Here is a 22617-nt window from a genome sequence, read left to right as displayed (position 1 = left end):
TGGCTATGGCGAACACAGAGTTTCTTGACGTGCCGGGCGGACAGCTGGCGTACGAGGTGGTCGGGCCGGTCGACGGCCCGCTGGTGATCGCCCTGCCGGGGATGGGCGACCTGCGGCAGAGCTACCGGTTCCTGGCCCCGCGGCTGGCCGACGCCGGCTACCGGGTGGCCAGCGTCGACCTGCGCGGCCAGGGCGAGTCGAGTACCGGCTGGGACAGCTACCGGCCCGAGGCGGTCGGCGCCGACGTGCTGGCGCTGATCGAGCACCTCGGTGGGCCGGCCGTGCTGGTCGCGACGTCGTTCTCGCCCAGCGCGGCGGCCTGGGCGGCCGTGCAGGCGCCGGCGCAGGTCGCCGGGCTGGTGCTGCTCAGCATGTTCACCGACAACCCGACGATGAACCCGGTGATGCGGCTGGTCAGCGGCCAGGTGATGAGCCGCCGGGCGCTCTGGCTGATGTACTGGAAGTCGCTGTTCACGACGGTCCCCGCCGACTTCGCCGCCAACCGCGAGCTGGTCGAGCGCAGCTTCGGCCGGACCGGCATGGCCGCGGTGCGGGCGATGGGCGACGCGGACAAGACCGAGGCGAACGCGTCGCTGCCCCGGGTGACGGTGCCGACCCTGGTCCTGTACGGGTCGAAGGACCCCGACTTCCCGGACCTGGCCGCGCAGGCGAAGCGGGCCCAGGAACTGCTCCCGCACGCCACCGTGCAGATCGTGGACGGGGTGAAGCACTACCCGGCCACCGAGGCGCCGGACGTCGTCGCGCCGGCCACGCTGCAGCTGCTGAAGGAGGCGTTCGATGCCTAGGGCCGGCCTCAACCCGACCGCGGTCGTCGACGCCGCGCTGGCGGTCCTCGACGAGGCCGGCGTCGACGGGCTGACCCTGGCCGCCGTCGCCGTGCACGCCGGCGTCGCCACCCCCTCGCTGTACAAGCACGTCAAGGGGCTCGGCGCGCTCCGCGACCTGGTCGCCGTCCGGGTACTGGACGAGCTCGCCACGAACTGCGAGCAGGCGGCGATGGGCCGCAGTACCGACGCCGCACTGGCCGCCGTGCTGCACGCGTACCGGCGGTACGGGCAGGAGCACCCGCACCGCTACGCCGCCCTGCCGCAGCAGCCGGCGGACGAGCCGGAACTGGCCCGGGCCGGCGACCGCGCGGTGGCGGTCTTCCTCGCCGTGCTGCGCGGGTACGGGTTGGACGGCGCCGACGCGATCCACGTCACCCGCGGGCTGCGGGCCGCCGCGCACGGGTTCGTCCTGCTGGAGATCGGCGGCGGGTTCGGCCTGCCGGAGAAGCTCGACGACAGCTACCAGGTCCTGATCGACACCCTCACCGCCGGCCTGCGCGACGTGTCCAGGAGGTGGGCACGGACGGGCACCGACACCCCGCCGACCGGGTCCGATAGGCCCATCTAGCGGAATCTAGTGTCAGGGCTAGATGATGCGATACGGTGCGAGACGTGGATCCGATCCGGAACCCGTACGCGCCCGGCGCCGGCCAGCGACCGCCCGAACTCGCCGGCCGCGACACCGAGGTCACCGCCTTCGACGTGGTGCTGGAGCGGGTCGCCCGCGGGCGGCCGGAGCGCAGCCTGGTGCTGACCGGCCTGCGCGGCGTCGGCAAGACGGTCCTGCTCAACGCGCTGCGCAGCCAGGCGATCGGCCGGCTCTGGGGCACCGGCAAGATCGAGGCCCGCCCCGACCAGCAGCTGCGCCGGCCGCTGTCCGCCGCGCTGCACATGGCGGTCCGCGAACTCGCGTCGCGGCACCGCGCCCCGGATCGCATCGACGAGTTCGTCGGCGTACTCAAGGCGTTCGCGCTGCGGTCGAACCCGGCCGGCGCGAAGCTGCGGGACCGCTGGCAGCCCGGCATCGACGTACCGGCGGCGACCGGGCGGGCCGACTCCGGCGACATCGAGATCGACCTGGTCGAGCTGTTCACCGACGCGGCCGCGATCGCCACCGACGTCGGTACCGGGATCGCGCTGTTCATCGACGAGATGCAGGACGTGGGGCCGGCCGACGCATCCGCGCTGTGCGCCGCCTGCCACGAACTGTCCCAGCTGGGCGGGCCGCTGATCGTGGTCGGCGCCGGCCTGCCGCACCTGCCGGCGGTGCTGTCCGCGTCGAAGTCGTACTCGGAGCGGCTGTTCCGGTACACCCGGATCGACCGGCTGGAGCGCGAGGCCGCCGACCGCGCGCTCACCGCGCCGGCCGACCGGGAGGACGTCGACTTCGAGCCCGCCGCGCTGGCCGAGCTGTACCAGTTGTCCGGCGGCTACCCGTACTTCGTCCAGGCGTACGGGAAGGCGACCTGGGACCACGCGCCGATCTCGCCGATCACCGCGGCCGACGTCCGGGTCGCGGGGCCCGCGGCGGAGAGCGAACTCGCCGTCGGCTTCTTCGGCTCCCGCTACGACCGGGCCACCCCGGCCGAGCGGGAGTACATGCGCAGCATGGCCGAGCTCGCCGACGCCGACGCGCCGGTGGCCACCGCCGAGATCGCGAAGTCGTTGGGGCGCAAGCCGTCCAGCCTGTCCCCGGCACGCGACTCGCTGATCAAGAAGGGGCTGATCTACTCCGGCGAGCGCGGCACGGTCGCCTTCACCGTGCCGCACTTCGCCCGCTACCTGCGCACCCAGCCCAGCTGAACCTGGCCCCGGGTGGCGGTCAGCCGGCCGGGGCGTACCTGGCGAAGAACGCCGAGATCGTGCGCAGCACCGACTTCGGCGCGTCGTAGGTGGCCATGTCGATGCCGTGCCGGGACCCGTCGATCAGCGCCTGATGCCGGTACCGGGCGGGCACCGCCGCGGCGATCGCCTTGGCGTCGGCGGCCGGTACCCAGCTGTCCTGCCGCGCCGACGCGATCAACGTCGGTACCCGCAGCTTCGGCACCGCGGCCAGCACGTAGTCGCGCCGCTCCGGCGAGAGCGCGATCACCGCGTCCACCCGCGGCGTGATCTTCGAGGCGGCCACCAGCGAGTCGCGCGCCCCGGCCGAGGCGCCCACCACCACGACGTGCTTCGCGCCGCGCCGCCGCAACTCGGCGACCGCGTTGCCGATGTCGGCGACGGTACCGTCCTTGGCGGTGTCGAAGCCCAGGTACATCCGGCCCTTGCCGGCGATCGCCTTCGGCAGCGGGAACCAGCCGCACCAGTCCAGGTCGCTCTGGTTGACCAGCACCACGCCGCTGCTGCCCGACCCGTACAGCGGGCCGGTGGCGTGGTCGGCGCCGAAGCTGATCCGCCGGCCGCCCGCCTCCGGGCAGCTCACCTTCGGGCTCGGCGCGGCGCGCGGCGACCGGCTCGGGCCGCCATCCCCGCTCGCCGTACCGCAGCCGGCGAGCAGTGCCACCGTGACCAGCAGAATCCCCGTGAACCTGCGCATGCCGCACGATAGATATTCGAAGGTGGCTCACCGGTCACGCCCAGGCAACGAACTCACCGCCACCGCCGCGGCGAGATGTGCCTCGCTACAGGAGCGCGGTGGCGGCGGTGAGGACCTCGCCGCGGTACGCCGCGCCGAACAGTGCGGTGTGCGCGAGCAGCAGGTACAGCTGGTGCAGCGGCACCCGGTCGGCGGCGCCGGGGGCCAGCGGAAACGCCTCCTGGTAGGCGGCGAGCACCCGGTCCAGGTGGGGCAGCCCGCCCCACAGCCGGAGCAGGGCGAGGTCGGTCTCCCGGTGGCCGCCGTGCACGGCCGGATCGACCAGCCAGGCCCGGCCGGCCGACCACAGCACGTTGCCCGGCCACAGGTCGCCGTGCACCCGGGCCGGCGGCTCCGGTGGGCCGGCGAGCGTCTCGATGCGGTCCAGTACCGCGTCGATCCGGCCGGCGTCGGTGCCGTCCAGCGCGCCGTTGTCGACCGACCGCCGCAGGTACGGGCGGAGCCGGTGCTCGGCGAACCACGCCGGCCAGGCGCTGCCGGTCGTGTTGTCCAGCGGCAGCGTGCCCAGGTATCCGTCGCGCTCGGCGCCGAACGACGGCGCCCCGGCCCGGTGCGTCGCGGCGAGTTCCCGGCCGAACCGTTCGGCCGCCGCGGGGGTCGGTTCGGCCGGCTGGACCCAGGTCAGCACCAGCATGTCCGCGGTGCTGGCGAGGACCTCCGGGACGGGTGCGCCGGCGGCGTCGCGCAGCCAGCGCAGTCCGGCGGCCTCGATGGCGAAGAAGTCGTCGGGCGCGCCCGGGCGGCTCTTCGCGAACACGTCCGTACCGTCGTCGAGGGTGAGCCGTTCGGCCTGGCAGATCGAGCCGCCGGCGACCGGTGTGGTGCGGATGCGCTGGTGCTTGAGGAACGTCGCGAGCTGGTTCGGATGCTCGCGCAGATAACCGAGGTCCACGCCGGAAGGGTACCCAGGAATCCGGTTCGCCCTGCTGTGCCGGCCGAATTCGCTGTCCGGTGCGGACGGGCAACGACAGGCGGGAACGGCCGCGGGGGAGTATGCAGAAGTAATGGCAGAGACCGCGACGGGAACCCCGATCAACGCGCAGACCACGATCCGGTCCTTCCGCCCGCTGGACCATCGGGCCTGCCGTGACCTGTGGGCCGAACTGACCGACGACGACCGGCGCCGCTACGACGCGCCCCGCCAGGACGACCCGGGCGCCGGGTTCGAACACTTCATGGCGCGGCTGGAACTGTCCGGAATGTGGGTCGCCGACCATGCCGAGGCGGGTGTCATCGGCTTCACCGGGCTGATCCTGCACGGCCGCCGCGGCGAGGTCGACCCGATCGTGGTGGCCGGCCCGTACCGGGGTGCCGGGGTGGGGCGGGCGCTGCTGGACCGGGTGGCCGCGGAGGCGCGCCGGCGCCGGCTGAGCGAGCTGTCCATCTCGCCGTCGACCCGCAACCTGGACGCGATCCGTTCCTTCCATCGCGCCGGGTACGACGTGCTGGCGCACCTGACGCTGACGCTGGACCTGACCGAGTCCGGCCGGGCCTGGCGCGACGGCATCGACCTGCACGACCTCCGCTTCCGGTACTGATCGTCCACAGTGGACGATGGAGGTAGTGACCGGCGGTAGCTGACTGCGCCGCTCCACGCTGGCGCAGCGGTCATCGCGGTCACGGACGGTGCGACCTGTGGACAGTTTGTCCACAGGTCACGGTGCTCGCTGGCCGGGCCCGCGCCGCCGCCGGACGCTGGGCCGCATGACCCGCGCACCCGACACCACCCCGCCCGGCGCACCACACACCGCGCCGGCCATCCGCCTCGCCGGACCGGCCGACCTGCTCGCGGTCATCCCCTACCTGCTGGGCTTCCACCCCACCGACAGCCTGGTCGTGGTCGGCCTGCGGGAAGGCAGGATCGCGTTCTGCTTCCGAGCCGACCTCGCCGACCCACCCGCGCCGCACCGGATCGCCGCCATGCTCTCGGCGCAGTCGCTGACCGGTGTCATCATCATCGGCTACGGGCCGGCCGAGCGGGTCGACCCGATCAGCGAACCCGTCGCGGCCGCGCTCGCCGACGCGGGCCGACCGGTGCTGGACCGGCTGCGTACGGAGGCAGGGCGGTTCTGGTCCGACTCCTGCCGCCGGTCCGACTGCTGCCCGCCGGACGGGCAGCCGCTCGGTGTGCCGTCCCGGGTCGCCGCCGAGGCCACGCTCGCCGGCCTCGTCGCCCTGCCGTCCCGCGACGCGCTGGCCGCCCAGCTCGCGCCGGTCACCGGCCCTGCCCGGGTGGCGATGGAGCGCGCCACGCACCGGGCCGAACTGCGCCTGCAGTCGCTGCTCGACACCGCACCGACCCCGGCCGCCGCGGCCGAGCGGATGCTCGCCGACGGGTTGGCCGCGGTGCGCGACGCCGCCCGGCGGTACGGCACCGACCCGGCCGTCCGGCTGACCGACGACGAGGTCGCCTGGCTCGGCATCGTGCTCGCCGCCACCCAGGTTCGAGACGAGGCGTGGCTGCTCGCCGAGGGCGACCTGGCCGGTCACCGGGCACTGTGGACGGACGTGCTGCGCAGGGTCACCGACGAGTACCTGGCGGCGCCGGCCGCGCTGACCGGATTCGTCTGCTGGCAGCAGGGCGACGGCGCGGTCGGCATGATGGCGCTCGGCCGGGCCCTCGCGGTGGATCCGAGCTACTCGATGGCGCTACTGCTGGCTCAGGCGCTGGCCGGTGGCCTGCCGCCCACCGCCTGGCGGCCCACGCCGACCTCCACGTCGGACGGGGTCGACTCGTGATCGGCCACGACCCGCTCGGCTCCGGTGTAGACGTTCATCCGGTTACCGCGCAGGAAGCCCACCAGGGTCATGCCGACCTCGGCGGCGAGGTCGACCGCCAGCGTGCTCGGCGCGGACACCGCGGCGAGCATCGGGATCCCCGCCATCGACGCCTTCTGCACCAGCTCGAAGCTCGCCCGACCGCTGACCAGCAGCACGCTGCCGCGCAGCGGCAGCCGGTCGTTGCGCAGCGCCCAGCCGATCACCTTGTCGACGGCGTTGTGCCGGCCGACGTCCTCGCGCACGCACCACGCGGCACCGCCCGGGGCGAACAGGCCGGCCGCGTGCAGCCCGCCGGTGCGATCGAAGATCCGCTGCGCCTCCCGCAGCCGGTCCGGCAGCGCGGCGAGGGTCTCCACCGACACCCGCAGGTCGTCGTCCGCGACCGGGTACGCGGTGCGGGTGCGCACCGCGTCGATGCTCGCCTTGCCACACAGCCCGCAGCTGCTCGTGGTGTAGAAGTTCCGGGTCGGATCGACGCTGGGCACCGGGGTGTCGGGAGCGAGTGTCACGTCCAGCACGTTGCCGGCGTTCGCCTCGCCGACGACGTTGCCCGAGCAGTGCCGTGCGGTGCGCACGTCGTCCCTGTTTCGCACCACGCCTTCGGTGCACAGGAAACCAACCGCGAGATCGACGTCGTCCCCAGGCGTCCGCATGGTGACCGCGAGCGGACTTGCGTCCACCCTGATCTCCAGCGGCTCCTCGACCACCAACGTGTCCGGTCGGTGCGATTCCCGGTCGTCGACGATCCGCACGGTCGGCCGCCGGTCCGTCATCCTGCCCACCCACCAGACGCTAGACCGCATCGCCTCGCCCTGCCACCTTGCCCGCGCGGCCGACACCGGCCTGGCGGCCACACCGGCCTGGCGGCCACACCGGCCTGGCGGCCACACCGTCCTGGCGGGCCCACCGGCCGCCGGGCGGCCCGCGCCGTCCGGTCGCACCAGCCCCGACGCCGAGGGTCGTCCCCCGCGATCCCGCACACCCGGCCCTCGGCGTCGGCTTCCCCACCCCCGGATCGACTCCCGAACACCCCGCACGCCGACACCGGACGAGCCTGCGGTCCGGGCCATAGGCTCGGGGCGTGAGCCTGGACCTTGCGGCGATCGTGCTCGCCGGTGGCGCCGCCCGGCGGTGGGGTGGCCGGCACAAGCCGGCGATCCCGGTGGCGGGCACCCCGATGCTCGACCGGGTGCTGGCCGCGGTGCCCCGGGCCTGGCCCCGAGTCGTGGTCGGTCCCGATCAGGCGGTCCCCCACGACGTCGTGGTGGTGCGGGAGGACCCGCCGCTCGGTGGCCCGGCTGCGGCGATCGCCGCCGGCGCCGGTGCGGTGCTGGCCGCGGTCCGCCACGGCGGCCGCTCCCGTCGACCAGGGGACGGGCCCTCCTGCGTCGCGGTGCTCGCGGGTGACCAGCCGCTGCTGTCGGAGCAGGCCGTGACCGTGTTGCTCGACGCGCTGCGGTCCGCCCCGGCCGGCATCGCTGGTGCGGTCTACGTCGACGACGGTCGCCCGCAACTGCTGTGCGGCGTGTGGCGACTGCCGGCGCTGGTGCGGCGCTGCGCCGAGGCCGGCGGGGTAGCAGGGAAAGCGCTTGCCGGCAGCTCGGTCCGGGCACTGCTGGCCCCGCTGCGACACGTGCCGGTCGTTGCCTCCGCCGATCCCCCGCCCTGGTACGACTGCGACACCCCCGATGCCGCCGCCCGCGCCGCTGCCACGCTGCGCGGTGCCCGGCCGAACCGGCCGGGGCCGGCCGAGTCGGGCCGGTGATCCGAACCCGTCCGCGTGGCGGCGCGGCGGGCTGGCGTCCGATATCGCCGTGATCGTCCGGGTGGCACCGAGCCGACTGCGGGGCGGAGGCGAGTGGATAGGGTGGGCGCGTGAGGCCCGCCGGCGGCGCTCGGTGGCGGGTCGACCCGGGGAGGGGAGAGCCACGTGAGCGAGCGGCCCGAAGCTGCGCGTGCGGCGCGCGCGACGCTGACCCAGCGCACGGTGATCGGCGATCCGGCCACCGTCGACCTGCGTGGCAAGGTCGATGGCGCCTGGTCCGACTTCCGGACCGCGCTGGAGGCGGCGTTGCCGGCGATGCCGGTCGGCAGCCGGCTCACCGTGACCCTGGACCCGACCGCCACCGGTACCGGCGAGGCGGTGTACGACGTGGTCCTGCGGGTGCTGCCGCAGTCGGTGGTGCACGCCGACGCGGTGGGCAACGCGGGCCTGCCGGAGGAGTACCGGCTGGACCGGGTCGCGGTGGGCGACCTGGTGGCGCTCGGCTGGTCGCCGCCGGGTGTGGTCGAGGAGACCGCGGACCGGTTCGGCCTTCGGGTGCCGATGGACGAGGCGCCGGGCGTCGCGAGCGTGGTCACCCGCACCCTGCGCGACGTGTACGGGGCACCGCACCCGGCGTTCCTGACATACACGGTGAGCGGCGACGACGTGCTGCCCGCGCTGGGGTCGGCCCGTCCGGTCGCCGCCGGTACGGTGCTCGCCGCGCACACCCCGTCGTCGGCGGTGGCGGCGTACGACATCCCGCTGGAGGAGCAGGTCCGCACGGTCGTGGCGAGCCTGTCGAAGACCGACCCCGACGCGCTGAACCCGGACGACGACGGTGAGTTCAGCGTGCGGGCCGGCTCCGCGATGGTGTTCGTCAAGATCAACGACAACCCGCGCCTGGTCGATGTGTACTCGCCGATACTGACCGAGGTCGAGCCGGACGAGCGGCTCTACGAGCGGCTCTCCCAGCTGACCCAGCGGATGCCGATCGGCCGGCTGTACTGCACCGAGAGCACCGTGTGGGCCTCGGTGCCGGTGTTCGGGCGAGACTTCCAGCCGACCCACCTGCTGCTCGCGCTGCAGGTCATGACGCGGCTGGCGGACGAGCTGGACGACCGGCTGCAGGGCGACTTCGGCGGCAAGCGGTTCTTCGGCGAGGGCGACAAGGGCGTCAGCCGCGCCGAGCGCACCGGCATGTATCTCTGACCCGTACGACTGGGGTCAGGATGAGGTGAGGCCGGAGGCGGGCCGGTCGACCAGCCGGGACAGCACGATCATCGACCGGGTCTGGGTCACGAACGGTTCCGCGCGCAGCCGCTCCAGCGCCTGCTCCAGATGGCTGATGTCGGACGCCCGCAGGTGTACGAGGGCGTCCGCGCCACCGGACACCGTGTACGAGCCGACGACCTCGGGGTGTCGCCGGGTGGCGCGCTCGATCTCCGCCGGCGTGGTGCGCCCGGTGCAGAACAGCTCGACGAACGCCTCGGTCGACCAGCCGAGCGCCGCCGGGTCGACCAGCGCGGTGTAGCCGCGGATCACGCCGGTCGCGCGCAGCCGGTCGACCCGCCGCTTGACCGCCGGCGCGGACAGCGCGACCCGAGCGCCGATCTCCGCGTACGAGAAGCGGGCGTCCTCGCAGAGCAGCGCAACGATCCTCCGGTCGAGCTCGTCAAGACGCAACGGAATGCTCCTATCCCGCAACGGAACCGCGTATCCGTGAACCGCCAGCGTATCTACCTTCGTAAGCGTGATCGACACGCCACGTGCCGGCCAGTACGAGGTGGTACCGGCTGACTCCCCGCTCGCCGCGCCGGCGACCGCCGCGCCCCGCCCCGTCCGTACCCGCGAGTACCTGATGTGCCCGCCCGAGCACTTCGCGGTGGAGTACGCGATCAATCCGTGGATGCATCCCGAACAACCGGTCGACACCGAGCTCGCGGTCAAGCAGTGGTACGGGCTGCGCGAGACGCTGACCCGGCTGGGCCACACGGTGCACGTGCTCGATCCGCAGTCCAGCCTGCCCGACATGGTCTACGCGGCGAACGGTGCGTTCGTGGTGGACGGCGCGGTGTACGGGGCTCGGTTCCGCTACCAGCAGCGGCGGGCCGAGGCTGGCTACCACCGCGCCTGGTACCTGGCGAACGGCTGGAGCGACTTCCACATCCCGGAGCACACCAACGAGGGCGAGGGTGACTTCGCCTACCTGCCCGCGGTGCCCGGGATGGGCGGCGTCGTGCTCGCCGGGTACGGCTTTCGCACCGCGATCGGAGCGCACGCCGAGGCGCAGGAGGCGCTGGCCCGTCCGGTCGTCTCGCTGCACCTGACCGACCCGCGCTTCTACCACCTGGACACCGCGCTGGCCTCGATCGACGACGCGACCGTCGCGTACTACCCGGGTGCGTTCAGCGCGGCCTCGCAGCGGGTGCTGCGGCAGCTGTTCCCGGACGCGCTGCTTGCCGACGAGGCGGACGCGCTGGCGTTCGGCCTGAATGTGGTCAGCGACAACCGGCACGTGGTGCTGAACTCGACCGCGACCGGGATGATCGCCAAGCTGGCCGCCCGCGGGTACGAGCCGGTGCCGGTGGAGCTGACCGAACTGCACCGCGGCGGCGGCTCCGTCAAGTGCTGCATCGCCGAACTGCGGCGCTGACCCTGCACCCCGCGCGCCCCGGGGAACCCGGACGGCACCGCCGGTACGTGGATCGCTGGCGCGCTCTGCTCAGTCGTCGGCGCGGCGGGCGAGCAGCTCCGGCGCGAGGATCCGGACGGTACCGCCGTCGACGGCGATCAGGCCGTCGCGGCGCAGCCGGGCCAGCGCGCGGTTGACGGTGACCCGGGTGACGCCGAGCAGTTCGGCCAGCGCCTGCTGGCTGTCCGGCAGCGCGACCACGACGCCCGGCGCGGGTCTACCGCCCGGATCGTCCGCCGGGATCCCGGCCCGGCCCTCCTCCTCCCTCGGGCCGGTCGGGGTCCCGGCCTGGCCTGCACGTTCCCTCGGGCCGGTCGGGGTCCCGGTCTGGCCTGCACGTTCCCTCGGGCCGGTCGGGGTCCCGGTCTGGCCTGCACGTTCCCTCGGGGCGGTCGGGGTCGCGGCCCGGGCCACGTGCTGGCTCGGGGCGGTCGGGGTCCCGGCTTCGGTGAGTAGCCAGGCGGCCAGCCGGGCCTGCGCCGAGCCGGTCCCGCCCACCCAGCGTTGTTGCTGGTCCCGGGCCTGCCGGGCGAGCAGCTGGAGGACGTGCCGGCGCACCGCCGGGGCGGTGTCCACGAGAGCGAGGAACCGTTCCCGCGGCAGTAGCCGGACCCGGCACGGTGTCTGCGCGACGAACGTCGCGGTGTGCCCGCCGGCGTCGATCACGGCGACCTTGTCCAGCGCGCACGGCGCGGCCCACTCGCCGAACCGAAGTACCCGGCCGGCCGAGGTCACGGTCGTCGCGGCGACCCGCCCGGCGAGCAGGATCGCCAGCCGCCCGGCCGCGTCGCCGGCGTGCCACAGCGGCTGCCCCGGCCGGTACCGCCGCGGCACGGAGTTGGCGAGCACCGCCCGCAGCCGCGCATCGTCGAGCCCGGCGAACAGCGGTACGGCTTGCAGCCGGGTCGGTGTATCGCCTGTTACAGGCCTGGTCACGGGATCCACCGTACGGTCGGCGAATGATCGTCGTCGAACTCACCTTCACCGCCACACCCGAACGGCTCGCCGCCCGCCCGGCGCATCGCGCCTACCTGACCCGGCTGCGCGACGAGGGTGCGCTGCTCGCCGCCGGCCCGTGGGCCGACGACTCCGGCGCCCTGCTGGTGTTCACCGCCGACCGGGATGCGGTCGAGCAGATCCTGGACACGGACCCGTACTACCGGACCGCGGGTGTCGAGGTCACCGCGGTCCGGGACTGGCGTCCGGTCGTCGAACGCTGACGGTGGTGTCGGTTCGCCGGGCCGGCGGAGACCTCGTAGAGTCGGCGGATGGCCGTACCCGAGTTCGTCACCCGCATCCGGTCGAAGCTGGGCCACGATCCGCTGCCGCTGCCCGGTGTCACCGCGGTCGTCCGTCACGACGACGGCCGGATCCTGTTGGTACGCCGGGCGGACAACCACCGGTGGACGCTCGTCACCGGTTGCCTGGAACCGCCCGAGCAGCCCGCCACCGCGGTGATCCGCGAGGTATGGGAGGAGGCCGGCATCGTCGCCGAGGTGCAGAGCCTGCTGCGGGTCGAGTCGATGGACCTGATCACGTTCCCGAACAGGGATCAGGTGTACATGCTGGACCTGGCGTTCGGCTGCCGCGCCGTCGGCGGGGAACCGCGGGTCAACGACGACGAGTCGATCGACGTCGGCTGGTTCGAGCTGGACCGGCTGCCCGACATCCCGCCGCGCCACCTGGCCTGCATCACTGCCGCCCTGCACCCCGCCGGTACCGCCTGGTTCGCCCCGCCCGTACCGCTGCCCGCCGCCGAACTCGACTGACGGCGCCCGGGGCGACGGTCGCATCGGCCGCTCGGGGATCCGGGCAAACGGCTGGCGGTACCGGCGGCGGCTGCCTACGCTGCGGCGCATGCCCGAACTGATCGAGCCGACGGCCCGGCTGGCCGCGTCCTGGCGGGCCGCCCGCGACGACTGGGGTCGCGGGGTGCACCAGGACGGCAGCGGGTTGAACGACGACGCCGACGACGTGGACACCGACGCCGGCTTCGCCGCCTGGGTGGCCCGGCTGCGCCAACAGGCGGACGACTCGGTACCGGTGGCGCCGGATCGGGTGCACGCGAGCTACTGGTGGATCGTGTCGGGCGACGAGATCCTCGGTGCCATCTCGCTGCGGCACGAGCTCAACGACTTCCTGCTTCGGGCCGGCGGCCACATCGGATACGGCGTGCGCCCGTCCGCCCGCCGCCGTGGCCTGGCCGGCTGGACGCTCGTCGCCGTGCTCGACCGGGCCCGCGACCGCGGCATGGACCGGGTGCTGATCACCTGCGCCGATGACAACGTCGCCTCCGCGCGCACCATCGAACGCGCCGGCGGCGTCCTCGACGACGTCCGGGACACCGAACTCGGCCGCACCCGCCGCTACTGGATCACGTTGTCCGACAGCGAATCTGCTCTGTCCACAGCGGACTGAAGTCAGCAGAGCCGGCCCGACGCGTGCAGGTCGGCGAAGATGATCCGGTCCACCGGAGAGACCCGGTCCCGGTCGGCGTAGCCGAGCCAGCGGACCTCCTCGATCTCGCTGCTGGCCGTCGGCGTACCGACATGGTCGGCGGTGTAGCAGGTCATCCGCACCAGCACGCCCTCCGCGTGGCCGTGCGCCTGCGCCTCGTACGTACCCGCGTGTACCGCCGTCTCCGCGGCGATGTCGACGGCCAGTTCCTCGGCGATCTCGCGTACCAGGGTCTGCACGTCGCTCTCGCCCGGCTCCCGCTTACCGCCCGGCACGTAGTAGGTGTCCTTGCCCCGGGACCGGGTGCTCAGAATCCGCCCGTCCTGCACCTTCAACCAGGCAACCTTGTCGATCACGTGCACCACCGCAGTCTGCCACCTCCCACGCACTGCCCGACCCCGCCACCTCCGAGCGTGACCTCGCCCAGGCTGCTCCTGCCTCGCGCCTCTCGACACCGATCGACGGCGTGCCGCCAGCGGGGGCCCGGACCGAGACGGACCGGCCAGCACCGCTCCCTGGGTACAAACCGGCTGCGAGCCGGCCGATTCGCTGATGGGATCTCGTCATGCAGCTACCCGACCAGGTAATCCTCGCGCTCGCCGGCGGGATGGCCGGCACGCTCGTGTCCCGCCACGCCGAATCGATCGGCGCCGGTACCGGTGCCGCCACCGGCGGAGTGGCCCGACTCACCGGCGAGCTGCGTACCGGCGCCGACGTGCGGCCATTCACGCTGATCCGGAAGCGGGCCAGGCCCGCTGGTACCGGACGGCACGCGGCGGGCGCGCGCGATCCCCGGCACTTCGCCTACTGGCGGCGCGAACCGCTCGCCTACGCGTCCGATCTGCTGCCACGTGGCCCCGGATTGAGGGCGCCGCTCTGCTACGGCGTCGTGGGTGACACCGTCTACCTGGCCGACACGACCGGCGGGCCGGAATCCGGCGGCAGAGCGGCCCGGCGGCTGGCGGCGTGGCAGACGAGCACCCCGGCAACGGACCCAGGCTGGCTCGCGGGACACCAGCTGGCGCAGCGGCTCGCGGTGACCTCGCTGGACTGGGCCGATATGCCGGTCGCGCGCCCGCTGCTGCGTTGTTGGGCCCGCCGCCGTGAACTGCTCGCGGTGGTCGAGTCGGTGCCGACCGTGTTGTCGCACGGCGACTTCCACCGCGGCAACCTGATCGCCGCCGGCGCCGACACCGTCGTACTCGACTGGGCCACGCTCGGCATCGCACCGGTCGGCGCCGATCTCGCCCACCTGGCGCTGTCCACGTTGGACGATCCGGTACCGGAATATCTTGCCGCCGCCCGCGGTCGGTTCGAGCCAGCGGCGGTCCGGCTGGGGTACACGGTCACGGTGCTGTTGACCGGGATCAGCCGGCTGCACTGGATGCTGTCCGGTGGCCGCGACGTGCCACCAGGGTACGAGCGGTTTCTGCTCGCCGCGCTGGATGGTGGGGCGGCGCTGTGTGGGTCGGGCTGGCAGGATCTGGCGCATGGCTGAGAGCTCTCCGGGCGCGTGGCGGCGGGTCATCGTCGGCGCCGGGAAATCCTGGGTCGTGTTCGCGCAGGGCACGTACGTCGTGCTGCCGAACCCGGATCCAGCGGCCGATCTCGCGGCGGCCGCCACCGCACTGCTCTGGGAGTACGGCCCGGTGCACGCCGGCAGTCCGGCCGGCGACTTCGACGTGGTGACGCTCGATCCGGGGTCGGGCTGGCGGTCACCTGCCACCACCCGGACATCATGACCTACGTCGCCGCCGACGAGGTACCGGGCGGGGAGGACCTCGTGGTCGGCCTGCACGGCCGCGGCAAGCGCGACCGGGACGCGCGCGAGCTGAGCGTCCTGCACGTCGAGCATGCGCGCTGACCCGTCACTCGCCGAATCCGGTGCGGTGAAACGTGACGGTGGTGAATCCGGTGCCGTCGAAGGCCAGCCGGACGCCGTCGCAGGGCTGCAGCGGGACGCCCCAGGACGCGTGGTCGCCGTGCGGCAGGCCGTGCACGAGGGCCAACTCGATCGCGCCGCCGTGCGAGACCACCAGCGCGGCGGACCCGTCCGATACCGCACGAACCGCGTGTGTCCACAGCGCGAGGTTTTGGGCTGCAACCGATCGCAGCTCCGCCGAGGCGGCAAGCAGTGCGGCGTAACGGGAGTACGGGGCAGGCCAGCGCCACTGGTCGTGCCGGCCCACCACGCCGGGCAGGTAGCCCGACGGCATCTCGGCGGTGTCGTCGCAGGCGAAGCCCATCGCCAGCGCCGTCTCCACGGTGCGCGGCACGGTGCTGGCCAGCACGTACCCGAACGGTCCGGTGCGCGCCCCGACCTCGCGGGCGAGGCGCACCCCGTCAGCCGACAGCGCGCTGCCGCAGCCCCGCGCGAGGCCCTTCTTCGTCCGTGAGTGTCGCCGTACCTCCAGCCACCGCACGGGCCGCAGCCTACCGGGGCGCAGCTACCGGGGCGGACACCGGCGTCGCGTACGGTGGCTCCGGCAGGTCAGGCAGGATTGCGGGCATGTCCACCGCTACCGGAAGAAGCCCGGGCCAGGTCGTCGGGTCGCTGATCGCCATCGTGTTCGGGCTGGTGTTCGTCGTCGTCAACAGCGGCGGGCTCGCCACACCCTGGCCGACGGTGGTCCGGCTTGCCGGGGTCGCGGTGGCCGCCGTGCTGCTGATCGCCCTGCTCGTCCGGCGCCCCCGCCCGGGACCGGCCGCCGCGCGCTCGGACCCGAGCGGATCGACCGACCGGGCCGGTGCCGGCTCGGCGACGTTCTTCGGGTACCGGCGGTTCTGGGTGATCGTCGCGATCGAGACGGCGGCGCTGTTCGCCGGGCTGTACGTGATCAACGGGGTGCTGGGCCACTCCGAGGTCGCGGTGGCGTGGATCGCGGTCGTCGTCGGCCTGCATTTCTTCGGGCTCGGCCGGGCGTTCCGGCTCACCCGGTTCCACGTCCTCGGCACCGCGATGACCGCGCTGGGTGTGGCCGGCTTCGTGCTCGACGCGGTCGGCGCCGGCGCGCCCGTCATCGGCCTGGTCTCCGGCGTGCTGTCCGGCGTCGCGCTGTTCGCCACCGCCGGCTACTCGCTGGCCCGCTGACCCGGGTGTCGGCGAGACTGCGCGGATGGAGTTCCTCTGTTATCACCGGGATCGGCCCGGATCCGGGGCGTTGCGGGACGAGTTGGTCGAGGCGCACTGGTCCTACATGGACGGGTTCGCGGCGGAGATGATCGCGCGCGGCCCGACCCTCGCCGACGACCTCGACACGGCGACCGGCAGCGTGCACGTCCTCGATCTCCCCGACCCGGCGGCGGCGCGCCGGTTCGCCTTCGAGGAGCCGAACTACCAGGCCGGCGTCTACCGTGACGTGCTGCTGCGCCGGTGGCGCAACCTGCTGGGACGCACCATGTGGGAGTTTCCCGGCGGCCGTACCGGCGGCAGCCGCTACCTGGTGCTCGGGCTCGGCGCGGGTGAGCCGGTGGATGCCGCGCCGCCCGCCGACCGGGACGAGCTGATCGCGTACGGGCCGCTGCTGTCCGACGACGGCGCCCACTGGCTGGGTACCGCGGTTCTGCTCCGCGCCCCCGACCCGGACGCCGCGCGTGCCGTGCTCACGCCCGACCGCTACGACGCGATCGAGGTGCACAGCTGGCAGTTCGGCGGCCGCCCCGAGTAGCGCCCGACGGCTTCGGGGACGCCGGACGCTGCGGCGATCGGCCCGAGGCGGTGCTGACGGAGGGGGTTGGTCGTGGCCGACGAGTCGCTCGTCGACCTGATTCAGTCCTATTTGGACGACGACGAGGTCGCCCTGATGCCCGGCGACCCGGCCGCCGAGGTGCGCGCGAACACCTGGGGCTACGGCGTACCGGCCGGCGCCGTCGACGTGCCCGCAGTCGGCGCAGCGCTGGAACGGGTCACGAGCGTGTTGCGCGTACGCCTCTCGCGACGTGGCGATGCCGGCACCTTCTACTCGTGGTACGACGCGCAGGCGGGTCAGCTTCGATGCTCGCTGTCCTCCGCGCCGCCGGACCGGCTCCCGTTTGGTGGCCCGTACCGCCTGGCGGTCCGCGCCACCGAGGTCGTCGCGCTCGCCGCGGCCGACGACCAGCCGGGCCTCGTCGCCTGGTCGGATCTCGCCGACGCCGACGCCGGGTCCGATGACGGCGGTGACGACGACGCCGGCGACTCGGTGGAAGCGGTACCGCCGTTGGTGGTGTGGGCGGTGGCCCTGCCCTGATCGATGGTGCCGTCGTGTCGAATGTGGCGGATGTGGGTGGGTGTGTGGTCGGCCTGGTGGTGAACCGGGCCGGGGATCGGGAGTCGCCCTACGCTGCTGGCCGTGATCGTTGGGGCGGAAGGGAACGCGCCGGAACCGGCGCCGCAGTGGCCGGCCAGACTGTCCGGATCGTTGCTGCTGGGCCAGGGTGTGGTGCTGCTCGTCGCGGCCGGGTGTGCCTGGTCGGAGATGCGCTCGGCCGGCCAGTGGGCCGCGGCGGCGACGGCGGCGCATCCGGTCTCCGCCGCGGACGCCCACGAGGCGACCGTCGTCGTGGCCGCCATCGCCGAGGACATGGTCATCTACTCGCTCGCGATGGCACCGCTGTTCCTGCTCGGCGGCCTCTGGCTGCTGCTCGCCCGGAGCGAGCCGTCCCGCGCCGTCGCGTTCGTGGTCGTCGCGATCGGCAGCATGTGCTGCCTCGCGAACGGGTGCTGCATCGACTACACGACGCAGAGCGACGTCGCCGACGCGGTGCTGGCGGCGGCGCCGCCGGAGTCGGCGTGGCAGGACCTGATCGGCACGCTGGCGGACGGCTGGTTGCTGACGCCGATCGTGTCGCTGGTCGTCGCGGTGCTCGTCGGCGTGCAGCTGTCCTGGGACAACGACGCGGCAGCCCGGATGACGCTCTTCCTGGACCGGCGATCGTGGCCCGTGCAGCGGTGACGACCCGAAACGGGTCCGGCGGGCGATGGTCCGCGACGCCGAAACGGGTACGGCGCCCGGCGACGGTCTGGGACACTCGGTGGTCGGATCTCGGAGGGTGACGGTGGGTGCGGACCGGCGGGCGCTCGGGCGCGTGTTCAACGAGGTACCGGAGCTGTACGACCGGGTCCGCCCGGGCTACCCGGACGAGCTGTTCGCGGATCTCGCCGACCTCGCCGGCCTGCCCGCCGGGTCGGCGGTGCTGGAGGTCGGCTGCGGCACCGGCCAGGCGACCCGCTCGCTCGCCGGCCGCGGCTGGCGGGTGACCGCGGTCGAACCGGGCGCCGAACTGGCGACGCTGGCGCGCCAGCGGCTGGCCGGCACGCCCGGCGTCGAGGTCGAGACGTCCACCTTCGAGCGGTGGGACGACCGGGGCCGGCGGTACGACGCGCTGGTCGCGGCGTCGTCCTGGCACTGGGTGGATCCCGCGGTGGGCTGGCCCCGGGCGTACCAGGTGCTGCGGCCCGGCGGGTGGGCGGCGCTGCTGGGGCACGTCGTGGTGCGGCGGCCGGGCGAACCGGAGGTGTACGCGGAGACCGCCGACCTGCACGAGCGGTTCTCCCCGGGCAACCCGGACTGGGGTCACCCGCCCACCGAGGATCAGGTCCGGGCCACCGGCGCGGGCTGGGGGCAGGTCGAGGATCCCGGACCGCTGTTCGGCCCGACGACGGTCCGTTGGTACCCGACCGTGCAGTGGTTCGACGGCGCCGGCTTCGCCGACCTGCTGCGCTCGCTGTCGCCGTACCGGCGGCTGCCCGCCGACGTGCGCGAACCGTTGCTGGACGCGGTCGCCGACCGGATCCGCACCCGCCTGGGCGACCGCGTACCCCGTCGGCACCTCACCGTGCTGCGCGCCGGCCGCCGCGCCGTCGTACCTGGGTAGGGGGTCGGGCTGGCTCCGCGCGGTGATGTGCCGCGCCGGTGCCGGACCGGAGGATGTCGGCATGAGCGAGCTGACGATCGATCGGACCGGCCACTTCTTCGCGCGACAGCTGTTCGCCCCGCTGTGGGACTGGCGGCGCAACGCCTACGCGCTGACCACGCTGACCGGGGTCGCCTGGTTCGCGCTGTCGATCGCCACGATCACCGGGCTGGCCGGCACCCGGCTGGCGGCGCTCGGGGTACCGGTGGCGGTCGGGCTGGCGTTCGCCCTCGCGCTGCCCGCCGCCCGGCTCGAGCGCCGCCGCCACGGGCTGATCGGTACCGCCGTTCCGCCGCGGCGCGGGCTGCTGCGCGCGGTGGCGCACCTGCTGCTGTCCGTGCCGCTGGGCGGCCTCGGCGTCGGGCTGATCGTCTTCTGGGCGCTGGTCTCGGTACGGAACCTGATCCTGTTCCCGTTCGTGTACTCCTGGGCGATGGATCTGAGCACCTCGTGGGGCGGCCCGACCGTGGTCGGCGCGGTGGCAGTGCACATGGCCGGCGGGCTCGCCGCGTTCCTGCTGATCCCGCACCTGGTCCGGGCGCTCACGACGTTGCACGCCGCCCTCACCCGCCGCCTCCTCGGCCCCGCCGAGTAACGCTCCGGTCGGCGACCTGTGCCGGCCGGCTCGTCCGGCCGGCACGGCTCGTCCGGCCGTCCGGCGCGTCAGCGCTCGCTGTCGAGGTCGGCCATGAACGCGGCCGGGTAGCGGTCGCCGCGGGCCGCACCGCGCGGCACCAGCTCGTCGATCCGGGCCAGGTCGTCGGCATCCAGTACGACGCGGTTGGCGCCGAGCATGGTGGTCACCTGGTCGGGCCGGCGGGCTCCGACGACCGGGACGATGTCGCCGCCCTGCGCGGACACCCAGGCGATCGCGAGCTGGGCGAGCGACGCGTCCTTCGCGTCGGCCAGCTCGCGCAGCCGGGCGACGAGCGCGTCGTTGTGCTCCCGGTTCTCGCCCTGGAAGCGGGGGAACATGGTCCGCGAGTCGCCGCGCACCGGGCTGCCGCCGATCAGCCCCTTGGCGAGCACCCCGTACGCGGTGATCCCGATGCCGAGCTCCCGGCAGGTGGACAGGATGTCGTCCTCGATGCCGCGGCTGAGCAGGGAGTACTCGATCTGCAGGTCGCTGATGGGGGCGACCGCGGCGGCCCGCCGGATGGTCGCCGCGCCGACCTCGCTGAGCCCGATGTGCCGCACGTACCCGGCGTCGACCAGCTCGGCGATCGCGCCGATCGTGTCCTCGATCGGTACGGTCCGGTCCAGCCGCGCCGGCCGGTACACGTCGACGTGGTCGGTACCGAGCCGCTGCAGCGAGTAGGCGAGCGAGTTGCGCACGGCGTCCGGCCGTGCGTCGAAACCGCGCATCTGGCCACCCGGGGCGAGGACCGCCCCGAACTTCACCGAAAGGACGACGTCGTCGCGGTTCCGGCCGCGCAGGGCCCGGCCGATCAACTGCTCGTTGTGCCCGGCCGCGTAGAAGTCGGCGGTGTCGAGCAGCGTCCCGCCGGCATCCAGGTAGTCGTGCACGACGCGGACGCCCTCGTCGTCGTCGACCCGGCCGTACGCGCCGGAGAGGCCCATGCAGCCGAGGCCGGGAGTGGAAACTGCGGGGCCGGTACGGCCCAGGGTTCGGGTGTCGAGTGCTGTGGTCATGCCGCCAGCGTGATCGGGCCCCGACTCGGCAACCAGGCACGGCACATCCAGGGACCGCCTCTCCCTGGCAGGCGGCCGGTACGGCGCGCAGACTGGAGCGGTGATCGACCGTACCGGGTTGGCGGACTTCCTGCGCCGCCGCCGCGAAACGCTGCGCCCGGCCGACGTCGGCCTGCCGGCAGGCACCCGGCGGCGTACCCCCGGCCTGCGGCGCGAGGAGGTGGCGCAGCTCGCCGGCGTGTCCACCGACCACTACTCCCGGCTGGAGCAGGCCCGCGGCTCGGCGCCGTCCGAATCGGTGGTGGCGGCCCTCGCCCGGGCGCTGCGCTGCGACATCGACGAGCGCGACCACCTGTTCCACCTGGCCGGACTGGCCGCACCGGCCCGGGTGGCCGGCGGCCACGTCCGGCCGGGCCTGATCGACCTCGCCACCCGGCTGGTCGACGTGCCGGTCTGCATCAGTACCGACCTGGGTGAGGTGGTGTGGCGCAACGCGCTGTTCGCCGCCGTCAGCGGGCTGAACGAGTTGCGCCCGGGCCGGGACAGCAACCTCATCTGGCGCTGGTTCACCGAACCGTCCTCGCGCGAGCGGCTGCCCACGGCGGACTGGGCGCGGCTGTCCGCCACGAGCGTCAGCGACCTGCGCGCCACGTACTCCCGGCGCGCCGGCGACCGCGACGTCACCGAGCTGGTCCACGACCTGCTCGAGCGCAGCGCCGAGTTCCGCGAGCTGTGGCAGCGCCACGAGGTCGCGGTGCGTCGCGCCGACCGCAAGGACTTCCAGCACCCCGAGGTCGGCCTGGTCCACCTGCGCTGCGAGGTACTGCTCACCCCGGACGAGGGCGTGCACCTGCTGGTGTTCTTCCCGGTCGATCCGGCCGAGGACGGTGCGAAGCTCGACCTGCTCCGCGTCATCGGCACCCAGCACTTCCAGCCCGCCACCTGACCGACCGCGCCGCCCTCCCCGCCGATCAGGCGGCGAGGAGGGTGAGTTCGGCGGTCAGCAGGTCGGTGAGGCGGTCGTGGCGGCCGTCGTTTCGCGCGATCCCCCGGCTCGGGCCCTCGGTGATCATGAGGACGTAGAGGTGCACCCGGTACAGCGAGAGCCGGATCCGCGCCGCCGCGTCGAACGGCGCCGGCCGGTACCCGCGCAGGAACGGGTGGTCCGGCTCGTCCTCGATACGGCGGAACAGCGCCGGGGACACCAGATCCAGCAAAGGATCCCCGTAGAGGTACCGCTCGCCGTCGACCAGGCCGGCGAGCCCGCCGGACGGGGACACCAGCACGTTGCCGTCCCACAGGTCGAAGTGCAGCAACGTCGGCCGGGTCACCGCGGCGAGGACGTCGTGGTGCCGCTCGAGCACCCCGTCCAGCGGCGGCAGCGGCACGTTCCACTCCGCGGCGTCGGCCCGCAGCGCCGCCACGATCGCACCGAACGCGGTCGGCCAGTCGGGCGCGGACGGCCGGTCGCCGGCATAGCCGAAGTGCGACCCGGAGATCTCGTGCACCGCGGCGATCGCGGCGCCCAGCTCGGTGCGGGCCCGTGGCGCGTCCTCGCTGGTCAGCGGTCGGCCCGGCAGCAGCGTCGTGATGATCCAGTCGTCGCTCGCCGCCAGCACCTGCGGCACCGGCACCCCGGGTGCCCGCTCGCGTACCAGCCGGAAGTACTCCGCCTCGGCCGCGATCAGCCCCCGCTCGTACCGGAGGATTCGAGTTCCCGGTGGCGGCCCCACCTTGACCACGACGTCCCGGCCGTCGGCCAGCGACACCCGCCAGACGGTGGCGAACGTGCCGCCGCTCAACTCGACCGCCTCGACGATGTCGACCGGGCCCAGCCCGTCGACCACCATCGCGGCAATATCGGCGCGCGACAACGCCACCTGAGTCGGACTCCGCACCACCCGAGCCTAGAACCCCCGCATGCCGT

General features: G+C 73.8%; 30 protein-coding genes. 21 read left to right on the top strand and 9 right to left on the bottom strand.

Going from position 1 to position 22617, the window contains the following annotated elements; genetic code table 11:
• Nucleotides 1–5 precede the first annotated feature (5 nt).
• The 3 genes from Asera_RS05120 to Asera_RS05110 are packed head-to-tail and all read left to right on the top strand — an operon-like array spanning nt 6 to nt 2651.
• The gene (locus Asera_RS05120) at nt 6–806 is read left to right on the top strand and encodes an alpha/beta fold hydrolase (protein WP_035295870.1); all 801 of its coding nucleotides are present in this window, start codon (nt 6–8) and stop codon (nt 804–806) included.
• Nucleotides 799–1416, top strand: coding sequence for a TetR/AcrR family transcriptional regulator (locus Asera_RS05115; RefSeq protein WP_051801953.1), 618 nt, complete (start codon nt 799–801; stop codon nt 1414–1416). The genes Asera_RS05120 and Asera_RS05115 overlap by 8 nt, the downstream gene beginning before the upstream one ends.
• Nucleotides 1417–1460: 44 nt before the next feature.
• Nucleotides 1461–2651, top strand: coding sequence for an ATP-binding protein (locus tag Asera_RS05110; protein ID WP_030445171.1), 1191 nt, complete (start codon nt 1461–1463; stop codon nt 2649–2651).
• Between the two features lie 19 nt (nt 2652–2670).
• On the opposite strand, the gene Asera_RS05105 is transcribed toward Asera_RS05110, so the two are convergent.
• On the bottom strand, nt 2671–3387 hold the full coding sequence (locus Asera_RS05105; protein ID WP_035295867.1) for an alpha/beta hydrolase: 717 nt from the start codon (nt 3385–3387) through the stop codon (nt 2671–2673).
• A gap of 85 nt (nt 3388–3472) precedes the next feature.
• Nucleotides 3473–4339, bottom strand: coding sequence for a fructosamine kinase family protein (locus Asera_RS05100; protein WP_030445170.1), 867 nt, complete (start codon nt 4337–4339; stop codon nt 3473–3475).
• Nucleotides 4340–4451: 112 nt separating this feature from the next.
• Here Asera_RS05100 and Asera_RS05095 point away from each other — a divergent pair, with 112 nt between their 5' ends.
• Together Asera_RS05095 and Asera_RS05090 are read left to right on the top strand one after the other, a co-directional pair.
• Nucleotides 4452–4985: a GNAT family N-acetyltransferase gene (locus Asera_RS05095; RefSeq protein WP_084131047.1), complete on the top strand. Its 534-nt coding sequence runs from the start codon at nt 4452–4454 to the stop codon at nt 4983–4985.
• Nucleotides 4986–5151: 166 nt separating this feature from the next.
• The gene (locus Asera_RS05090) at nt 5152–6186 is read left to right on the top strand and encodes a DUF4192 domain-containing protein (RefSeq protein ID WP_051801952.1); all 1035 of its coding nucleotides are present in this window, start codon (nt 5152–5154) and stop codon (nt 6184–6186) included.
• Here the strand turns inward: Asera_RS05090 and fdhD are convergent.
• Nucleotides 6108–7010 carry a formate dehydrogenase accessory sulfurtransferase FdhD gene (gene fdhD / locus Asera_RS05085; RefSeq protein WP_084131046.1) on the bottom strand — a complete coding sequence of 301 codons (903 nt, stop codon included), beginning with the start codon at nt 7008–7010 and terminating at the stop codon, nt 6108–6110. The genes Asera_RS05090 and fdhD overlap by 79 nt on opposite strands.
• 299 nt (nt 7011–7309) lie before the next feature.
• On the opposite strand from fdhD, the gene mobA reads away from it, so the two are divergent.
• Nucleotides 7310–7993, top strand: coding sequence for a molybdenum cofactor guanylyltransferase (gene mobA, locus Asera_RS05080; RefSeq protein WP_244843751.1), 684 nt, complete (start codon nt 7310–7312; stop codon nt 7991–7993).
• 165 nt (nt 7994–8158) lie between these two features.
• Complete coding sequence (locus Asera_RS05075; protein ID WP_244843749.1) at nt 8159–9202, top strand: YbjN domain-containing protein; 1044 nt, start codon at nt 8159–8161, stop codon at nt 9200–9202.
• A 15-nt stretch (nt 9203–9217) separates the two neighbouring features.
• Here Asera_RS05075 and Asera_RS05070 read toward each other — a convergent pair whose 3' ends face one another.
• The gene (locus Asera_RS05070; RefSeq protein WP_030445164.1) at nt 9218–9676 is read right to left on the bottom strand and encodes an Lrp/AsnC family transcriptional regulator; all 459 of its coding nucleotides are present in this window, start codon (nt 9674–9676) and stop codon (nt 9218–9220) included.
• 100 nt (nt 9677–9776) lie between these two features.
• Between Asera_RS05070 and ddaH the strand changes: the two genes are divergently transcribed.
• Complete coding sequence (ddaH, locus tag Asera_RS05065) at nt 9777–10646, top strand: dimethylargininase (RefSeq protein WP_342344439.1); 870 nt, start codon at nt 9777–9779, stop codon at nt 10644–10646.
• A 69-nt stretch (nt 10647–10715) separates the two neighbouring features.
• On the opposite strand, the gene Asera_RS05060 is transcribed toward ddaH, so the two are convergent.
• Entirely contained in the window at nt 10716–11621 is a 906-nt protein-coding gene (locus Asera_RS05060; RefSeq protein ID WP_211255512.1) for a Crp/Fnr family transcriptional regulator, read from the bottom strand.
• Nucleotides 11622–11644: 23 nt separating this feature from the next.
• On the opposite strand from Asera_RS05060, the gene Asera_RS05055 reads away from it, so the two are divergent.
• The 3 genes from Asera_RS05055 (at nt 11645) to Asera_RS05045 (ending at nt 13103) form a co-directional block, all read left to right on the top strand.
• Nucleotides 11645–11905: a YciI family protein gene (locus Asera_RS05055; protein ID WP_030445161.1), complete on the top strand. Its 261-nt coding sequence runs from the start codon at nt 11645–11647 to the stop codon at nt 11903–11905.
• A 48-nt stretch (nt 11906–11953) separates the two neighbouring features.
• Nucleotides 11954–12454 carry an NUDIX hydrolase gene (locus Asera_RS05050; protein ID WP_030445160.1) on the top strand — a complete coding sequence of 167 codons (501 nt, stop codon included), beginning with the start codon at nt 11954–11956 and terminating at the stop codon, nt 12452–12454.
• A gap of 88 nt (nt 12455–12542) precedes the next feature.
• Nucleotides 12543–13103 carry a GNAT family N-acetyltransferase gene (locus Asera_RS05045; RefSeq protein ID WP_030445159.1) on the top strand — a complete coding sequence of 187 codons (561 nt, stop codon included), beginning with the start codon at nt 12543–12545 and terminating at the stop codon, nt 13101–13103.
• 2 nt (nt 13104–13105) lie between these two features.
• Here Asera_RS05045 and Asera_RS05040 read toward each other — a convergent pair whose 3' ends face one another.
• Nucleotides 13106–13504: an NUDIX hydrolase gene (locus Asera_RS05040; RefSeq protein ID WP_030445158.1), complete on the bottom strand. Its 399-nt coding sequence runs from the start codon at nt 13502–13504 to the stop codon at nt 13106–13108.
• 203 nt (nt 13505–13707) lie between these two features.
• On the opposite strand from Asera_RS05040, the gene Asera_RS05035 reads away from it, so the two are divergent.
• Genes Asera_RS05035 through Asera_RS33515 form a run of 3 tightly spaced genes read left to right on the top strand, consistent with a single transcriptional unit; the run spans nt 13708 to nt 15006 of the window.
• Nucleotides 13708–14640, top strand: a complete 933-nt coding sequence (locus Asera_RS05035; RefSeq protein WP_157034696.1) for a phosphotransferase — start codon at nt 13708–13710, stop codon at nt 14638–14640.
• A complete protein-coding gene (locus tag Asera_RS05030; RefSeq protein WP_211255511.1) occupies nt 14633–14884 on the top strand; it encodes a hypothetical protein in 252 nt (83 codons plus the stop codon). The genes Asera_RS05035 and Asera_RS05030 overlap by 8 nt, the downstream gene beginning before the upstream one ends.
• A complete protein-coding gene (locus tag Asera_RS33515) occupies nt 14881–15006 on the top strand; it encodes a hypothetical protein (protein ID WP_280529699.1) in 126 nt (41 codons plus the stop codon). The genes Asera_RS05030 and Asera_RS33515 overlap by 4 nt, the downstream gene beginning before the upstream one ends.
• Before the next feature lie 4 nt (nt 15007–15010).
• On the opposite strand, the gene Asera_RS05025 is transcribed toward Asera_RS33515, so the two are convergent.
• Nucleotides 15011–15565 (bottom strand): histidine phosphatase family protein, encoded by a 555-nt coding sequence (locus Asera_RS05025; protein WP_051801950.1) that lies wholly within the window; start codon nt 15563–15565, stop codon nt 15011–15013.
• Nucleotides 15566–15651: 86 nt separating this feature from the next.
• Here Asera_RS05025 and Asera_RS05020 point away from each other — a divergent pair, with 86 nt between their 5' ends.
• The 6 genes from Asera_RS05020 (at nt 15652) to Asera_RS04995 (ending at nt 19632) form a co-directional block, all read left to right on the top strand.
• Entirely contained in the window at nt 15652–16233 is a 582-nt protein-coding gene (locus tag Asera_RS05020; RefSeq protein WP_030445155.1) for a hypothetical protein, read from the top strand.
• Between the two features lie 25 nt (nt 16234–16258).
• Nucleotides 16259–16810: a YciI family protein gene (locus tag Asera_RS05015; protein WP_030445154.1), complete on the top strand. Its 552-nt coding sequence runs from the start codon at nt 16259–16261 to the stop codon at nt 16808–16810.
• Nucleotides 16811–16882: 72 nt separating this feature from the next.
• On the top strand, nt 16883–17371 hold the full coding sequence (locus Asera_RS05010; protein WP_051801949.1) for a hypothetical protein: 489 nt from the start codon (nt 16883–16885) through the stop codon (nt 17369–17371).
• A gap of 102 nt (nt 17372–17473) precedes the next feature.
• Nucleotides 17474–18076, top strand: a complete 603-nt coding sequence (locus tag Asera_RS05005) for a hypothetical protein (protein WP_157034695.1) — start codon at nt 17474–17476, stop codon at nt 18074–18076.
• A gap of 97 nt (nt 18077–18173) precedes the next feature.
• On the top strand, nt 18174–18998 hold the full coding sequence (locus Asera_RS05000) for a class I SAM-dependent methyltransferase (RefSeq protein WP_030445151.1): 825 nt from the start codon (nt 18174–18176) through the stop codon (nt 18996–18998).
• Between the two features lie 61 nt (nt 18999–19059).
• Nucleotides 19060–19632, top strand: coding sequence for a sensor domain-containing protein (locus Asera_RS04995; protein WP_157034694.1), 573 nt, complete (start codon nt 19060–19062; stop codon nt 19630–19632).
• Nucleotides 19633–19700: 68 nt separating this feature from the next.
• On the opposite strand, the gene Asera_RS04990 is transcribed toward Asera_RS04995, so the two are convergent.
• On the bottom strand, nt 19701–20690 hold the full coding sequence (locus Asera_RS04990) for an aldo/keto reductase (protein WP_030445149.1): 990 nt from the start codon (nt 20688–20690) through the stop codon (nt 19701–19703).
• Between the two features lie 100 nt (nt 20691–20790).
• Here Asera_RS04990 and Asera_RS04985 point away from each other — a divergent pair, with 100 nt between their 5' ends.
• Nucleotides 20791–21636, top strand: a complete 846-nt coding sequence (locus Asera_RS04985; RefSeq protein ID WP_244843747.1) for a helix-turn-helix transcriptional regulator — start codon at nt 20791–20793, stop codon at nt 21634–21636.
• A 25-nt stretch (nt 21637–21661) separates the two neighbouring features.
• On the opposite strand, the gene Asera_RS04980 is transcribed toward Asera_RS04985, so the two are convergent.
• Nucleotides 21662–22588, bottom strand: a complete 927-nt coding sequence (locus Asera_RS04980) for a phosphotransferase (protein WP_030445147.1) — start codon at nt 22586–22588, stop codon at nt 21662–21664.
• Nucleotides 22589–22617: the final 29 nt, after the last annotated feature.

This window comes from Actinocatenispora sera (assembly GCF_018324685.1).
Taxonomy (GTDB): domain Bacteria; phylum Actinomycetota; class Actinomycetes; order Mycobacteriales; family Micromonosporaceae; genus Actinocatenispora; species Actinocatenispora sera.
This window is presented reverse-complemented; position numbering and strand designations above follow the sequence as displayed.

Coding starts and splice junctions, on each gene's coding strand:
- Asera_RS05095 (WP_084131047.1), top strand. CDS start 4,452: ATGGCAGAGACCGCGACGGGAACCCCGATCAACGCGCAGACCACGATC.
- Asera_RS05090 (WP_051801952.1), top strand. CDS start 5,152: ATGACCCGCGCACCCGACACCACCCCGCCCGGCGCACCACACACCGCG.
- Asera_RS05020 (WP_030445155.1), top strand. CDS start 15,652: ATGTCCACCGCTACCGGAAGAAGCCCGGGCCAGGTCGTCGGGTCGCTG.
- Asera_RS05035 (WP_157034696.1), top strand. CDS start 13,708: ATGCAGCTACCCGACCAGGTAATCCTCGCGCTCGCCGGCGGGATGGCC.
- Asera_RS05045 (WP_030445159.1), top strand. CDS start 12,543: ATGCCCGAACTGATCGAGCCGACGGCCCGGCTGGCCGCGTCCTGGCGG.
- Asera_RS05015 (WP_030445154.1), top strand. CDS start 16,259: ATGGAGTTCCTCTGTTATCACCGGGATCGGCCCGGATCCGGGGCGTTG.
- Asera_RS04995 (WP_157034694.1), top strand. CDS start 19,060: ATGAGCGAGCTGACGATCGATCGGACCGGCCACTTCTTCGCGCGACAG.
- Asera_RS05105 (WP_035295867.1), bottom strand. CDS start 3,387: ATGCGCAGGTTCACGGGGATTCTGCTGGTCACGGTGGCACTGCTCGCC.
- Asera_RS33515 (WP_280529699.1), top strand. CDS start 14,881: ATGACCTACGTCGCCGCCGACGAGGTACCGGGCGGGGAGGACCTCGTG.
- Asera_RS05050 (WP_030445160.1), top strand. CDS start 11,954: ATGGCCGTACCCGAGTTCGTCACCCGCATCCGGTCGAAGCTGGGCCAC.
- Asera_RS05055 (WP_030445161.1), top strand. CDS start 11,645: ATGATCGTCGTCGAACTCACCTTCACCGCCACACCCGAACGGCTCGCC.
- Asera_RS05120 (WP_035295870.1), top strand. CDS start 6: ATGGCGAACACAGAGTTTCTTGACGTGCCGGGCGGACAGCTGGCGTAC.
- Asera_RS04990 (WP_030445149.1), bottom strand. CDS start 20,690: ATGACCACAGCACTCGACACCCGAACCCTGGGCCGTACCGGCCCCGCA.
- Asera_RS05115 (WP_051801953.1), top strand. CDS start 799: ATGCCTAGGGCCGGCCTCAACCCGACCGCGGTCGTCGACGCCGCGCTG.
- Asera_RS05030 (WP_211255511.1), top strand. CDS start 14,633: ATGGCTGAGAGCTCTCCGGGCGCGTGGCGGCGGGTCATCGTCGGCGCC.